Here is a 13,116-nt window from a genome sequence, read left to right on the forward strand (position 1 = left end):
CCTGGCTGAGGAATAAAGGGAAACTACTCTCGAACGCAGCAGCATTGCTGTGTTACACGTTCATCATAATCCATGCATGAAAACTTTCCGTTAAGATTGTGTAATTATAGGATTTAAGTATGGGTGAAAGGCGATAAAGCCGGCCGGCCGCCAGGGTCAGGCGAAAAAAGCCTGCGTTACACAGGCATCAATTCGCTCAAAGGGAAGGGTAATCCAGAATGCCAGTCAGGCTGGCTCATCCACACTACAGGGTTGGGGCAGAATAGATACAAATTAACGACGCGTGCGCAAAAATGAGCACGTTATGGGGCCGCAGCCAGTAAAAGCCGGCCGAAGAAAGGCGTCAAAACGGTTTGCCGGATATCAGAAGTAAAAAAAGCCCCGGACCCAGCAGGTATCCGGGGGATAGCCAACATTGCCTTAATACGGGTATGACAGAGCATCTGCCTTCACAGATGGTCACAGGCCAATACTAAAACATCCTCAGCAAAATTCCAGGCGTTCAGGCAGCCATCCGCTGCTGGTCAGAGGTCTGACGAAAAAGTTTTCAGGTCAGGAGGCAGTGGGAGGTGTGTGTCTGACAGGAACAGGGCCGGCAGGCGCTGATATGTCGCTGAAACAAGGGGAAAGGGAAATCCTGAATGCCAGTCGTGCTGGCTTCGCCACCATGCAGTGTCTGTAAGGAATAGATAATAATTTATCTTTTGCTCTGGATTGAGCACCTTACGGGTATAAAGGGTGCTGAATCCTGGCCTGCATGAGAGAAAAAATATCTATGCCCACCAATGGCTTTACAAAAACCCCAACCGCAGCGGCTTGATCAGTTCTACCGATCGATATTACTGTTTATCCATACAGTATTTATCACGGAGGTAAATGACCATGCCACGCGACTACGAAATCATGATTGCTTTCCGGCAGGCGGTGAAACGCGACGCTGCCGGCCGCTACACCATCAGCACACTCGACTTCATCAGAGAACTTGACCGTCTGAACTGGCATTACACGCTGCGGGCGGCCAATAAGTGGATTGAGATGCACACCACAACGTTCCGCGACATCACCAAAACCGACGGTGAAGAGCGCCTGTTTCAGGTGTTCAATCCCAATGGCGGTGTGTGATGTTTGCCCTGGTCGATGTGAACTCGTTCTATGCGAGTTGCGAAACAGTATTCAGGCCCGATCTGCGGGGAAAGCCGGTAGTGGTGCTGAGCAACAATGACGGATGTGTCATTGCCCGTTCGGCAGAGGCCAAGGCGCTGCAAATCCCCATGGGCGCGCCGTACTTCAAGCTGAAGGATGAATTCCGCCGGCACAAGGTGCAGGTGTTCAGCTCCAACTACGCGCTATATGCCGACATGAGCAACCGCGTGATGAGCACGCTGGAGAGCATGGCGCCGGCCGTGGAAATTTACTCCATCGACGAAGCGTTTATGTGCCTGGACGGTATGCAGCGCAATCACCCGCTTGAGGACTTTGGCCGCGCTGTCCGGGCGCGCGTTAAGCAGGAAACGCACCTGATCGTAGGCATAGGGATAGCGCAGACCAAAACGCTCGCCAAACTGGCTAACCATGCCGCCAAGAAGTGGACGAAGACCGGCGGCGTGCTGGACCTGTCGAATATCGACCGTCAGCGCAAGCTTATGGCGCTGGTACCGGTTGAGGATGTCTGGGGCGTCGGCCGGCGTATCAGCAGGAAGCTCAACGCCATGGGCATCATGACCGCGAAAGACCTGTCAGAGCAAAGCACCTACACCATCCGCAAACACTTCAGCGTTGTGCTGGAACGAACCGTCAGAGAGCTGCGCGGTGAGCCATGCCTGCAACTGGAAGAGTTCGCGCCAACCAAACAGCAAATCGTCTGCTCCCGTTCATTCGGCTCCCGGATCACCAAATACGACGACATGCGTGAAGCAATATGCACCTTCGCCGCGCGCGCTGCAGGCAAGCTGCGCGGAGAGCGCCAGTATTGCTCGCAGATAGCCGTGTTCGTCCGGACCAGTCCCCATGCCGTGGGCGAAGTCTTCTATGGCAACCAGTCGACAGGCAAGGTGCTCACGCCGACCAACGACACGCGCGACATCATCCGGGTGGCCATTGAAGCGCTCGATCGCATCTGGCTTGAAGGACACCGCTATATGAAGGCTGGTGTGATGCTGGGCGATTTTTACAGCGAAGGCGTGTCGCAGCTGAATCTGTTTGATGAAAACAAACCACAGGCCAACAGCGAGGCGCTGATGCGCGTGATGGATGGTCTCAACCTGAGCGGGAAGGGGAATCTATGGTTCGCAGGGCAGGGTATACAGAACACATGGGCGATGAAACGCGAGATGCTTTCGCCGGCATACACCACAAAAGTTTCCGACCTGCCGGTGGTCCGGTGCTGATCATTTCACGCCCGTCTGAAACGCTTCACATTCCAACGTGTGATGGCGTGGCGATAATCGACAGGTCGGTTCGGCCAAAAGTGGGTGACACAATCTACTTTGTGGCTTTCGGCATCTGCCAGCTCGGCATGCTGGGTCGCAATTACATCGCCTGCGAAGACGGAGAAACGTTTGAGGGAGAGGCGCTGGAAGAGATAACGATCATCGGCGTGCAGACGTGGGGAGTGATATCGGCGCGGAAGGATAACCGGCCGATAATCTGAGTGTTACTCCCTTCCATCCAGCCAGTCAGCCCATCGCTGCATCATTTCATAGCGGTTATTAAGGTATTGCGCGTGGTTATATACCCCGCGCGTACCCTGAGAATTAACGTGGGCAAGCTGCGCCTCTATGGCGTCACTGTTCCAGTGAAGCTCATTCATTACGGTACTGAACTGGTGCCGGAACCCGTGTCCGGTCGTCTGACCCTCATAGCCGAGCCGTCGGATGAGGCCCAGAATGGCGTTTTCACAGATGGGCTTTTTCGGATCGCTTCTGCCCGGGAAACACAGGGTGTGACGTTCAGTGAGCTTCTTCGTCAGTGACATCAGCGCATGCACCTGATCTGACATCGGTACGATATGAATGCGCCGGCTTTTCATGATCTCTGCATCAACAGTGATGAGGCGGCTTTCAAAATCGACATTTTCCCACCTGAGAAACCGCACCTCCTTCGTTCTCAGGGCCGTGTAATGCAGGACAAGCGCCGCATTTTTTACAATGACGCTGCCGGAATAGCTGTCAAGAGCACGGTGAAACGCCTGGATACGATCCATGGTGAGAAAGGGGAAATTCTTTTTCTGGTAGCTCTGCTGCGCGCCGATAAGGTCTGGGGCCGGATTGTAGCGCGCACGGCCGGTTACGATCGCATAGCGGAACACTTCACCGCACCGTCTTCTGGCTTTGCCTGCCCGCTCCAGAGCGCCTCTGTCTTCGTAGCGTCGTATCACTTTCAAAAGCAGCGTTGGCTCGATCTCATCCATCCGGAGATGGCCGATGAGCGGCAGGATGTCGGTTGTGAACATCCCGTACAACTCGTCGGCATAGCCCGCTGACCACACCTGAGATTTGTGGGCATACCACTCCCTGAAAATGCCCTCAAAAGTCAGGGTATCCGGCATCGGTTCCTTTTGCTTCAGCGCCTGTTTTTGCCGGGCCGGATCGACGCCGGAAAGCAGGGTCATTTTCGCTTCCGCCTGGCGTGCGCGTGCTTCGGCCAGGGATATGTGTGGCCAGGGACCAATAACCAGCGTTTTCTCTTTACCGTCAAAGCGGTAGCGGAGCCGCCATACCTTCTTCCCGGTAGGCGGGACAAACAGAAACAGACCGCCTGCGTCGGACAGACGATAGGACTTCTCTCTGGGTTTGGCGGCGTCGATCTGCCTGACCGTCAGCATGTGGGCATAATTCCGGGTTATATTTAATTGTGCCCACAATATGCCCGCAAAAAAGCGGTGTAGTCAACGCAGTTTGGTTCATTTTGGTTCGGGCTTAAAAGGGTTAACGTTATGTTTTTAGGGGGATTTGTTCGGGTGGGTTGAGGCGGGTTCGGGTCGTTATGGTGTCCCCTGCAGGAATCGAACCTGCAACTAACCCTTAGGAGGGGCTCGTTATATCCATTTAACTAAGGAGACGTGCGGCGCGCAGTATAGCGCACCGTGCAGGGGATTTTAACCGTGGGCCGCCTGTTTGCTCAAAGTGTCAGCAATCAGGCAGTGGCGATCACGCTTTTTCCTGATTTTTCTGCTTTTCCTGCTTCTCTTTACGCTTCTGTTCGGCTCGCGCTTTGGCTTTGGCCGCTTCGCTCATGTCGTTACGGATCTGCGCGTGACTGATCAGGGCAAAAATCAGCGTACCGCCGGTGATGTTGCCCAGCAGGGTGGGCAGTGCAAACGGCCACAAAAACTCCTGCCACGGCAGCGTGCCGGCAAACACCAGATACAGCACTTCAACCGATCCGACCACAATGTGCGCCAGATCGCCCAGCGCCACCAGCCAGGTCATCATCACAATCACCACAATTTTGGCGCCGCCAGCGTAAGGAAACATCCACACCATGGTGGCGATGATCCAGCCTGAAATCACTGCGTTGGCAAACATTTCTCCCGGCGTGTGCTCCATCACTTTTTCGCTGATGGCGGTGAAGGCCTGGCGCGTGGCGTCATCGAAAATCGGCATATGATTAAACGCCAGCGCGCCCAGCGCGGTACCAATTAAATTGCCGATCAGCACCACGCTCCACAGCCGCAGTAGCAGCATAAAATTGCCGCCGGTGGGTTTATGCATCACCGGCAGTACGGCGGTGACGGTATTCTCGGTAAACAGCTGCTGGCGCGCCATAATCACGATGACAAAACCAAAGGTGTAGCCGAGATTCTCCAGCAGATAAGCGCCGGGCACGCCAGCGAGGTGTACCTGAAAAATGCCTTTCGCCATCAGCGAGGCGCCCATAGATAAGCCGGCGGCAATCGCTGACCACAGCAGCGCCATGCCGTCGCGTTCCAGCTCCTTTTCACCGTCCTGCCGAATCTCTTCATGGATCGCCGCAGCCCGCGAGGGCAGGGCGTCTTCGTCCACTTCAATATCCGTGCCTTGTTCTTTTTCTTCACTGTCCACGTCATTGTCATGCGTGTTATTTGATGGCGATGGCTTCATTTTTTCTCCCGGTGATAATGCCAGTGCGTAATAAGCGTAGACGCTTTTAGCAAGGGCGAAATGTTACAAAGATTCAAATTAAGAGTAACAAGAGATTAGCAAAGGTGGTTTTTTGAGCGCTTTCTTGATCTGATGCGCATGAATACCCCATTTGGGGGAAGGGGGAGCTTGCGCACAGACTTCGGCCCCTGGTTTGAGTGTGGTATTATTCCCGCCTCATTTATTGCTATGAATCTCCCTTCTATGCTCGAAGTGATTAATCTCGCTTGCGTTCGCGATGAGCGAACCCTGTTCCACGGACTGAGTTTTCAGGTGCAGGCGGGCGATGTGGTGCAAATCGAAGGGCCCAACGGCGCAGGCAAAACTTCACTGTTGCGACTGCTGGCCGGGTTAAGCCGGCCAGAGCAGGGCGAAGTACGCTGGCAACAGCAGTCTATTCGCCGGCAGCGCGAAATATGGCAGCAAAACCTGCTGTATCTCGGCCATCATCCGGGCGTGAAATCGGTGCTGTCGCCGCGGGAAAATCTGCATTTCTGGCACGGCGATCGCAGCGAAGACACGCTGTATGACGCGCTGGAGCAGGTCAATCTGCTGGGCTATGAAGAGGTGCCGGTGGCTCAGCTTTCTGCCGGGCAGCAGCGGCGCGTGGCGCTGGCGCGACTGTGGCTCAGCCCGGCTCCGGTGTGGATTCTGGATGAGCCGCTGACCGCCATCGACAAACACGGCGTGGAAAAATTAATGGCGCGCTTCGCCGATCATGCCGATAACGGTGGCGTGGTGATTCTGACGACCCATCAGGATCTGCCGGACAGCCATGCGCGCGTGCGCAAAATTCGTCTTACATCGGAGTGGGCGTGATGCTTGGCCGGGTTATTCAGCGTGAGTTAAAGATTGCCTTTCGCAGCGGCGCGGAAGTGATTAATCCGCTGTGGTTTTTTCTAATTGTGATTACGCTGTTTCCGTTAGGCATTGGCCCAGAACCGCAGCAGCTGGCGCGCATCGCACCTGGCGTCGCCTGGGTAGCCGCGCTGCTGGCATCGCTGCTGGCGCTGGAGCGGCTGTTTCGCGACGACTTTCTCGATGGATCGCTGGAGCAGCTGCTGTTGCTGCCGACGCCGCTGCCGATCACCGTGCTGGGCAAAGTGATTGCGCACTGGCTGATTACCGGGCTGCCGCTGATTTTACTCTCGCCGCTGGCGGCGCTGCTGCTGTCGCTGGATTTTGCTGGCTGGCGGGCAATGGCGCTGACGCTGCTGATCGGCACGCCAACCCTGAGTTTTCTCGGTGCGATTGGTACCGGCCTGACCGTCGGGCTGCGGCGCGGCGGCGTATTGCTGAGTTTACTGGTGTTGCCGCTGTCGATACCGGTACTGATTTTTGCCAGCGCGGCGATTGATGCGGCCGGTCAGGGGTTACCGATCGGCGGTTATCTGGCGATTCTCGGCGCCATGCTGGCGGTCAGCGCCACGCTGTCGCCGTTTGCGACCGCCGCCGCGCTGCGCATCAGTCTGCATTAAGGCGGGCCTCCGGCAGAGAGGCCGCCATCCGAATTCTTATTTAGTGTGAGCAATGTCAATGTGGAAATGGTTACACCAGTGGGCAAAGCCTGAGCGGCTTTACCAGCTATGCGGTCGCTTGATTCCCTGGTTCGCAATCCTGGGCGTCGGTGCGCTGCTGCTCGGCTGGATTTGGGGATTCGGCTTTGCGCCGGCGGATTATCAGCAGGGCAACAGCTTCCGCATCATGTACATTCACGTGCCGGCGGCGATGTGGTCGATGGGCGTCTATGCCTCGATGGCCATCGCCGCTTTCATCGGCCTGGTGTGGCAGATGAAAATGGCCGATCTGGCGGCTGCGGCGATGGCGCCGATTGGTGCGGTGTTTACCTTTATCGCACTGGTGACCGGCTCGGCGTGGGGCAAGCCGATGTGGGGCACCTGGTGGATTTGGGATGCGCGTCTGACTTCTGAACTGGTGCTGCTGTTCCTCTATATGGGCGTGATTGCGCTCTATCACTCTTTCGACGATCGCCGCACCGCCGGACGCGCGGCCGGCATCCTGATTCTGGTCGGCGTGGTTAACCTGCCGATTATTCACTTCTCCGTGCAGTGGTGGAACACGCTGCATCAGGGCTCGTCGGGCATTCTGCAACAGGCGATCGATCCCAGCATGCGCACGCCGCTGCGCTGGTCGATTCTCGGCTATCTGCTGGTGTTTGGTGCGCTCACCCTGATGCGTCTGCGCAACCTGATTCTGTTTACCGAGCGTCACCGCCCGTGGGCGATTGACGTGGCGCAGGGAGGACGCAAAGCATGACGCCTGCCTTCTCATCGTGGAGCGAGTTTTTCGCCATGGGCGGCTATGCCTTTTACGTCTGGCTGGCCGTGTGTTTTACGCTGATTCCACTGATCGGTCTGGTGCTGCACACCGTGTTGTTCCGTCGCCGCCTGCTGGCAGAGATTCGCCAGCGTCAGTCCCGCGAGCGCCGCATCCGCGCGGCAAAAGCCAAACAAGCTGCCAGTGAAGCAGCAGGAGAGTCCGTGTGAATATCCGTCGTCGTAACCGCCTGTATGTGGTGGTGGCGGTGCTGGTGGGCTTAGGTCTTGCCACGTCGCTGGTGATGTACGCGCTGCGTTCCAACATCGACCTGTTCTACACCCCGAGTGAAATTCTCTACGGCAAAGGTGAGGATCACCAGAAGCCTGAGGCCGGTCAGCGCCTGCGCGTCGGCGGCATGGTGATGCCCGGTAGCGTCAAACGCGATCCGAAAACGCTGGCGGTGTCGTTCAAACTGTATGATGCCAACGGCGTGGTCAGCGTCAGCTACGAAGGCATTCTGCCGGATCTGTTCCGCGAAGGGCAGGGCGTGGTGGCGCAGGGCGTGCTGGAGGACGGCAATCTGGTCAACGCCAAAGAGGTGCTGGCGAAGCACGATGAGAAGTACACGCCGCCGGAAATTCAGGACGCAATGAAGAAGAATCATAACGGACCGGCAGCGGCCTATCAGCCGGCGGGTACGCAATCATGATGCCGGAAATTGGCAGCTTTCTGCTATGTCTGGCGCTGGGCTTAGCGCTGTTATTAAGTATTTATCCGCTGTGGGGCGCGGCGCGTCAGGATGGCCGGCTGATGGCGCTGGCGCGTCCGCTCACCTGGGGCATGTTCCTGTGCATCGCCGCCGCGTTCCTCGTGCTGGTGCACGCGTTTGTGGTCAACGATTTCACCGTCGGCTACGTTGCCACCAACTCCAATTCGCTGCTGCCGGTGTATTACCGCATCGCCGCCACCTGGGGCGCGCATGAAGGATCGCTGCTGCTGTGGGTGCTGCTGCTCAGCACCTGGACATTAGCGGTGGCGATTTTCAGCCGCGGCATGCCGCAGGATGCGCTGGCGCGCGTGCTGGCGGTGATGGGGATGATCAACCTCGGCTTCCTGTTGTTCATCATCCTCACCTCGAATCCGTTTACCCGCACGCTGCCGAACTTCCCGATTGATGGGCGCGACCTCAACCCGATGCTGCAGGATATCGGGCTGATCTTCCATCCGCCGCTGCTCTATATGGGCTATGTTGGCTTCTCGGTGGCGTTTGCCTTTGCCATCGCGTCGCTGATGGCGGGCCGGCTGGATACCGCCTGGGCGCGCTGGTCACGTCCGTGGACCACCGCGGCATGGGTATTTCTTACTATTGGTATCGTGCTCGGTTCCGCGTGGGCGTATTACGAACTCGGCTGGGGCGGTTGGTGGTTCTGGGATCCGGTTGAAAACGCGTCCTTTATGCCGTGGCTGGCCGGTACTGCGCTGATGCACTCATTGGCAGTGACAGAAAAACGCGGCAGCTTTAAGTCGTGGACGGTGCTGCTGGCGATTACCGCGTTCTCATTAAGCCTGCTGGGCACCTTCCTGGTGCGTTCCGGCGTGCTGGTGTCGGTGCACTCGTTCGCCTCCGATCCGGCGCGCGGTATGTTCATCCTCGCCTTCCTGGTGATTGTCATCGGCAGTTCGCTGCTGCTGTACGCCCTGAAAGGGGGCCAGGTGCGCAGCCGCGTGCAGAGCGAAGCCTGGTCGCGCGAATCCTTCCTGCTCGGCAACAACGTGCTGCTGATTGCCGCAATGCTGGTAGTGCTGCTCGGTACGCTGCTGCCGCTGGTGCATAAACAGCTCGGGCTGGGCAGCATTTCGGTTGGCGAGCCGTTCTTCAATACCATGTTCACCTGGCTGATGGCGCCGTTCGCGCTGATGCTCGGCATCGGGCCGCTGGTGCGCTGGCGCCGCGATGAGCCGCAAAAGCTGTGGAAGCGGCTCGGCGTGGGTCTGCTGGTGACGCTGATCCTGTCGATCGTGCTGCCGTGGCTGTTGCAGGATCGCATCGAAGCGATGACGGTGATTGGCCTGCTGATGGCCATCTGGGTGATCCTGCTGACGCTGATGGAGCTGCACGAACGCGCTACCCATCGGCATCGTTTTCTGGCGGGATTGCGCCATCTGTCGCGCAGCCACTGGGGCATGGTGCTGGGCCATCTTGGCGTGGCGGTGACGGTGGTGGGCATTGCCTTTAGCACCCAATACAGCGTTGAGCGTGACGTGCGCATGAAGGCCGGCGACAGCGTGGATATCCACAACTATCACTTTATTTTCCGCGACGTGCACAATCTGCAGGGCCCCAACTACAGCGGCGGCGTGGCGATTATCGATGTCACACGCAACGGTAAGCCAGAAGCGGTGCTGCATGCAGAGAAACGCTTCTATACCGCAGCGCGTACCATGATGACGGAAGCGGCGATCAGCGGTGGCTTTACGCGCGATCTCTACGCGGCGCTGGGCGAAGAGCTGGATGACGGTTCCTGGGCGGTGCGTATTTATTACAAACCCTTTGTGCGCTGGATCTGGTTCGGCGGCGTGTTTATGGCGGTGGGCGGCCTGTTATGCCTGCTCGATCCGCGCTATCGCTCGCGCAAAAAAGCACAGCGCGAGGAACTGGCATGAATAAAAAGATCCTGTTTATTCCTTTAGTCCTGTTTTTGCTGCTGGCGGCGGCGCTGCTGTGGCAGCTGACGCGCAACGCCAGCGGTGACGATCCTACGCGCCTCGAATCGGCGCTGATCGGTAAACCGGTGCCGGTGTTTAAACTCGAAGCGCTGGATCAGCCGGGTAAAATCTATAACCAGCAGGTGCTGACCGATGGCAAACCGCTGCTGCTGAATGTCTGGGCCACCTGGTGTCCGACCTGCCGCGCCGAACATCAATATCTCAACACGCTGGCGGAGCAGGGCATTCGCGTGGTTGGCCTCAATTACAAAGACGATCGCAGCAAAGCCGTCACCTGGCTTAACACGCTCGGCAATCCGTATGCGCTGAGCCTGTATGACGGCGACGGCATGCTCGGTCTGGATCTCGGCGTCTACGGCGCGCCGGAGACTTTCCTGATTGATGGCCACGGCATTATCCGTTACCGCCACGCCGGCGACATGAACGACCGGGTGTGGAATGAAGAGGTGAAGCCGCTGTGGCAGAAATACAGCAGGGAGGCCGGCGTATGAAACAGCTGCTTATGCTGCTCACGGGGCTGCTGCTGAGCACCAGCCTGTGGGCCGCGATCGATACTTATCAGTTCGATTCGGTCCAGCAGGAGGAGCAGTATCGTGAGCTCACCGCATCGCTGCGCTGCCCGAAGTGCCAGAACAACAGTATTGCCGACTCCAACGCGATGATTGCCGCCGACATGCGGCTGAAAGTGTATGAGCTGATGAAGCAGGGCCAGAGCCGCCAGCAGATCATTGATTACATGGTGGCGCGTTATGGCAACTTCGTCACTTATGAACCGCCGGTGACGCCGTCGACGCTGATTCTGTGGGTTGGGCCGGCGCTGTTTGTGGTGCTCGGCGGGCTGATTATTATTCTGCGCAGCCGACGCGGCAACGCGCGCAGCGAGCTGGATGACGATGAACAACAGCGCCTTGCGGCGATTCTGAAGCGTGACGGGAAGCCGTAATGACTGGATTCTGGATTACCCTGATTATTTTACTGGCGGCGGCGACGGCGCTGTTTGTCGGTGCCGGCTGGCGGCAGCGTCAGGCCAGCAGCGGCGATCGCGATCGTCTCAATACCGATTTTTATCAGCAGCGTCTGCGCGAGCTGGAGCATGACGAAGCCGAGGGCGTGGTCAGTGAACGTCCGGAGATGGTGCGCGAACTGCAGCAAACGCTGTTGACCGACGTGCCCGGCGACGCGGCGGCACGCGCGCATCACAGCAGCCGCTGGGTACTGCTGCCGGGTGTGATCGTCCTGGTGCTGGTGTCGGTGGGCGTTTATCTGAAAACCGGTGGCCTCGCCCAGCTGGCGGGCTGGCAGAGTGTGCAGCAGGAGTACCCGGCGCTGCGCGCGCGGGTGATGGATCCCAATGCGCAGCCGCTGACCATGGAAGAGCTGGCGCGTCTGCAGCTCGGCCTGCGCACCTCGCTACAAAACGATCCGCAAAACCTCAATGACTGGGCGATGCTGGGCCGCCTCGGCATGGTGCTGAACAATTCCACCGATGCCAGCCAGGCCTTTGAGCACGCTTTGCAGCTGGCGCCGGACAACCTTGAACTGCAGCAGGATTATGCCGAAGTGCTGACGCGCTCCAGCGATCCGCAGGATAACCGCCAGGCCAATATGCTGCTGAAAGACCTGCTGAAGCGCGACCACAGCAACGTGCGCACCCTCAGTCTGCTGGCGTTCAATGCCTTTGAGCAGCAGCAGTATGGTGAAGCGATTGGCGCGTGGCAGGTGATGCTGAAGCTGCTGCCGGCCGGCGATCGACGCATTACCATGATAGAGCGCAGCATTGAACAAGCGAAAACCGACGCGGGACAGCAAAATAGCCAGCTGGCATTGACGGTGAGCTTAACGCCAGAGGCAGAAAAAATGTTACCGCCGGGCGGAGTGTTGTATATTTCTGTGTCTGACGGTGTTTCACCGGTGCCTGTGGCTGTAAAGCGTTTACCGCTCAGCCACTTCCCGCTATCGCTTACGCTGGATGACAGCAACGCCATGATGCCGGATCGCCTGCTTTCGGCGCAGCATCAGGTGCAGGTCAGGGTGCGCATTTCGCGCGATGGTAGTGCTAATCCGCAGTCCGGCGACTGGTTTGGTTTAAGCGCGGTCACCCCCTGGGATGGTCACCAGCCGATGGCTGTTGAGGTCAATCAGCAGCAGCCCTGAAGCGATACACCTTTTATCTGCACAGGGAGAGAAGAATGAATAATCGCCTGACCGGCCTGGCGCTGGCCAGTTTACTGCTGGTGGGATGTGCCAGTTCCAAACCGGCCGACGAGACGACGCCTGCGCAGCGCAGCGATCCGCTCGAAGGGTTCAACCGCACGATGTTTAACTTCAACTACAACGTGCTGGATCCCTATGTAGTGCGCCCGGTGGCGGTTGCCTGGCGTGATTACGTGCCGGTGCCGGCCCGTACCGGGCTGAGCAACTTCCTCGGTAACCTTGATGAACCGGCCAGCATGGTGAACTCAATTCTGGTCGGCGAGCCGCGTCAGGCGGGCATTCACTTTACCCGTTTCTTCCTGAATACCGTGCTCGGCCTCGGCGGTTTCATCGACGTCGCCGGCAAAGCTAATCCCCAGCTGGCGCGTGAAGTGCCGCACCACTTTGGCAGCACGCTGGGCCGTTATGGCGTTGGCTACGGTCCGTACGTGGTGCTGCCAGGTTACGGCAGCTTTACCGTGCGTCAGGATGGCGGCGACTACGTCGATACGCTTTATCCGGTGCTGAGCTGGCTTACCTGGCCAATGTCGATCGGTAAATGGACGCTGGAAGGGGTGGAAACGCGCGCGCAGCTGCTTGATTCCGACGGCCTGCTCAGACAGCAGCAGGATCCGTACGCCTTTATCCGCAACGCCTATTTCCAGCGTAACGATTTCCTCGCCAGCGGCGGCAAGCTGAAGCCGGAGGAGAACCCGAACGCCAGCGCGATTCAGGACGATTTAAAAGATATCGACTCTCAATAAATGACAACGGCGACCAACAGGTCGCCTTTTTG

At 57.9% G+C, this 13,116-nt stretch carries 15 protein-coding genes and 1 tRNA gene; 13 read left to right on the plus strand and 3 right to left on the minus strand.

The features are described from left to right. Positions 1-882 precede the first annotated feature (882 nt). From C1N60_RS06475 to C1N60_RS06485, 3 genes are read left to right on the plus strand one after another with little or no spacing between them, the layout of a single operon-like run. Positions 883-1,122 (plus strand): hypothetical protein, encoded by a 240-nt coding sequence (locus tag C1N60_RS06475; RefSeq protein ID WP_058771615.1) that lies wholly within the window; start codon positions 883-885, stop codon positions 1,120-1,122. Continuing rightward, positions 1,122-2,387 carry a translesion error-prone DNA polymerase V subunit UmuC gene (gene umuC, locus C1N60_RS06480; RefSeq protein WP_394517270.1) on the plus strand — a complete coding sequence of 422 codons (1,266 nt, stop codon included), beginning with the start codon at positions 1,122-1,124 and terminating at the stop codon, positions 2,385-2,387. The genes C1N60_RS06475 and umuC overlap by 1 nt, the downstream gene beginning before the upstream one ends. Next, a complete protein-coding gene (locus C1N60_RS06485; RefSeq protein WP_394521551.1) occupies positions 2,381-2,650 on the plus strand; it encodes a hypothetical protein in 270 nt (89 codons plus the stop codon). The genes umuC and C1N60_RS06485 overlap by 7 nt, the downstream gene beginning before the upstream one ends. Before the next feature lie 3 nt (positions 2,651-2,653). On the opposite strand, the gene C1N60_RS06490 is transcribed toward C1N60_RS06485, so the two are convergent. The 3 genes from C1N60_RS06490 to C1N60_RS06500 all read right to left on the minus strand — a co-directional run bounded on the left by C1N60_RS06490 (position 2,654) and on the right by C1N60_RS06500 (position 5,081). Continuing rightward, entirely contained in the window at positions 2,654-3,823 is a 1,170-nt protein-coding gene (locus C1N60_RS06490) for a tyrosine-type recombinase/integrase (protein ID WP_394517272.1), read from the minus strand. Between the two features lie 162 nt (positions 3,824-3,985). After that, positions 3,986-4,060: transfer RNA gene (locus C1N60_RS06495), tRNA-Arg, on the minus strand. A gap of 88 nt (positions 4,061-4,148) precedes the next feature. Further along, entirely contained in the window at positions 4,149-5,081 is a 933-nt protein-coding gene (locus C1N60_RS06500) for a formate/nitrite transporter family protein (RefSeq protein WP_394521552.1), read from the minus strand. Positions 5,082-5,324: 243 nt separating this feature from the next. On the opposite strand from C1N60_RS06500, the gene ccmA reads away from it, so the two are divergent. From ccmA to mlaA, 10 genes are read left to right on the plus strand one after another with little or no spacing between them, the layout of a single operon-like run. After that, positions 5,325-5,939: a cytochrome c biogenesis heme-transporting ATPase CcmA gene (ccmA, locus tag C1N60_RS06505; RefSeq protein ID WP_104093049.1), complete on the plus strand. Its 615-nt coding sequence runs from the start codon at positions 5,325-5,327 to the stop codon at positions 5,937-5,939. Further along, on the plus strand, positions 5,939-6,598 hold the full coding sequence (ccmB, locus tag C1N60_RS06510) for a heme exporter protein CcmB (protein ID WP_031280025.1): 660 nt from the start codon (positions 5,939-5,941) through the stop codon (positions 6,596-6,598). The genes ccmA and ccmB overlap by 1 nt, the downstream gene beginning before the upstream one ends. Positions 6,599-6,656: 58 nt before the next feature. Continuing rightward, positions 6,657-7,397 (plus strand): heme ABC transporter permease, encoded by a 741-nt coding sequence (locus C1N60_RS06515; protein ID WP_058769875.1) that lies wholly within the window; start codon positions 6,657-6,659, stop codon positions 7,395-7,397. After that, on the plus strand, positions 7,394-7,627 hold the full coding sequence (gene ccmD / locus C1N60_RS06520; protein WP_031280028.1) for a heme exporter protein CcmD: 234 nt from the start codon (positions 7,394-7,396) through the stop codon (positions 7,625-7,627). Before C1N60_RS06515 ends, ccmD begins: the two co-directional genes overlap by 4 nt. Further along, positions 7,624-8,109, plus strand: coding sequence for a cytochrome c maturation protein CcmE (ccmE, locus tag C1N60_RS06525; protein WP_264251286.1), 486 nt, complete (start codon positions 7,624-7,626; stop codon positions 8,107-8,109). The genes ccmD and ccmE overlap by 4 nt, the downstream gene beginning before the upstream one ends. Then, entirely contained in the window at positions 8,106-10,064 is a 1,959-nt protein-coding gene (locus C1N60_RS06530) for a heme lyase CcmF/NrfE family subunit (protein WP_058769877.1), read from the plus strand. The genes ccmE and C1N60_RS06530 overlap by 4 nt, the downstream gene beginning before the upstream one ends. Next, entirely contained in the window at positions 10,061-10,618 is a 558-nt protein-coding gene (locus C1N60_RS06535) for a DsbE family thiol:disulfide interchange protein (protein ID WP_058782039.1), read from the plus strand. The genes C1N60_RS06530 and C1N60_RS06535 overlap by 4 nt, the downstream gene beginning before the upstream one ends. After that, positions 10,615-11,070 (plus strand): cytochrome c-type biogenesis protein, encoded by a 456-nt coding sequence (locus C1N60_RS06540; protein ID WP_394521553.1) that lies wholly within the window; start codon positions 10,615-10,617, stop codon positions 11,068-11,070. The genes C1N60_RS06535 and C1N60_RS06540 overlap by 4 nt, the downstream gene beginning before the upstream one ends. Continuing rightward, positions 11,070-12,281 (plus strand): c-type cytochrome biogenesis protein CcmI, encoded by a 1,212-nt coding sequence (gene ccmI / locus C1N60_RS06545; protein ID WP_394521554.1) that lies wholly within the window; start codon positions 11,070-11,072, stop codon positions 12,279-12,281. The genes C1N60_RS06540 and ccmI overlap by 1 nt, the downstream gene beginning before the upstream one ends. Positions 12,282-12,316: 35 nt before the next feature. Then, positions 12,317-13,084 carry a phospholipid-binding lipoprotein MlaA gene (gene mlaA, locus C1N60_RS06550; protein WP_021509150.1) on the plus strand — a complete coding sequence of 256 codons (768 nt, stop codon included), beginning with the start codon at positions 12,317-12,319 and terminating at the stop codon, positions 13,082-13,084. The last annotated feature ends 32 nt before the right edge of the window (positions 13,085-13,116 follow it).

The sequence above is a fragment of the Pantoea sp. SGAir0184 genome (genome assembly GCF_043544755.1).

Excerpts from the sequence above, each read along its gene's own strand:
- C1N60_RS06540 (WP_394521553.1), top strand. The coding sequence starts at position 10,615 with ATGAAACAGCTGCTTATGCTGCTCACGGGGCTGCTGCTGAGCACCAGC.
- C1N60_RS06500 (WP_394521552.1), bottom strand. The coding sequence starts at position 5,081 with ATGAAGCCATCGCCATCAAATAACACGCATGACAATGACGTGGACAGT.
- ccmB (WP_031280025.1), top strand. The coding sequence starts at position 5,939 with ATGCTTGGCCGGGTTATTCAGCGTGAGTTAAAGATTGCCTTTCGCAGC.
- C1N60_RS06475 (WP_058771615.1), top strand. The coding sequence starts at position 883 with ATGCCACGCGACTACGAAATCATGATTGCTTTCCGGCAGGCGGTGAAA.
- C1N60_RS06515 (WP_058769875.1), top strand. The coding sequence starts at position 6,657 with ATGTGGAAATGGTTACACCAGTGGGCAAAGCCTGAGCGGCTTTACCAG.
- C1N60_RS06530 (WP_058769877.1), top strand. The coding sequence starts at position 8,106 with ATGATGCCGGAAATTGGCAGCTTTCTGCTATGTCTGGCGCTGGGCTTA.
- mlaA (WP_021509150.1), top strand. The coding sequence starts at position 12,317 with ATGAATAATCGCCTGACCGGCCTGGCGCTGGCCAGTTTACTGCTGGTG.
- ccmI (WP_394521554.1), top strand. The coding sequence starts at position 11,070 with ATGACTGGATTCTGGATTACCCTGATTATTTTACTGGCGGCGGCGACG.
- ccmD (WP_031280028.1), top strand. The coding sequence starts at position 7,394 with ATGACGCCTGCCTTCTCATCGTGGAGCGAGTTTTTCGCCATGGGCGGC.
- C1N60_RS06490 (WP_394517272.1), bottom strand. The coding sequence starts at position 3,823 with ATGCTGACGGTCAGGCAGATCGACGCCGCCAAACCCAGAGAGAAGTCC.
- ccmA (WP_104093049.1), top strand. The coding sequence starts at position 5,325 with ATGCTCGAAGTGATTAATCTCGCTTGCGTTCGCGATGAGCGAACCCTG.
- C1N60_RS06535 (WP_058782039.1), top strand. The coding sequence starts at position 10,061 with ATGAATAAAAAGATCCTGTTTATTCCTTTAGTCCTGTTTTTGCTGCTG.
- umuC (WP_394517270.1), top strand. The coding sequence starts at position 1,122 with ATGTTTGCCCTGGTCGATGTGAACTCGTTCTATGCGAGTTGCGAAACA.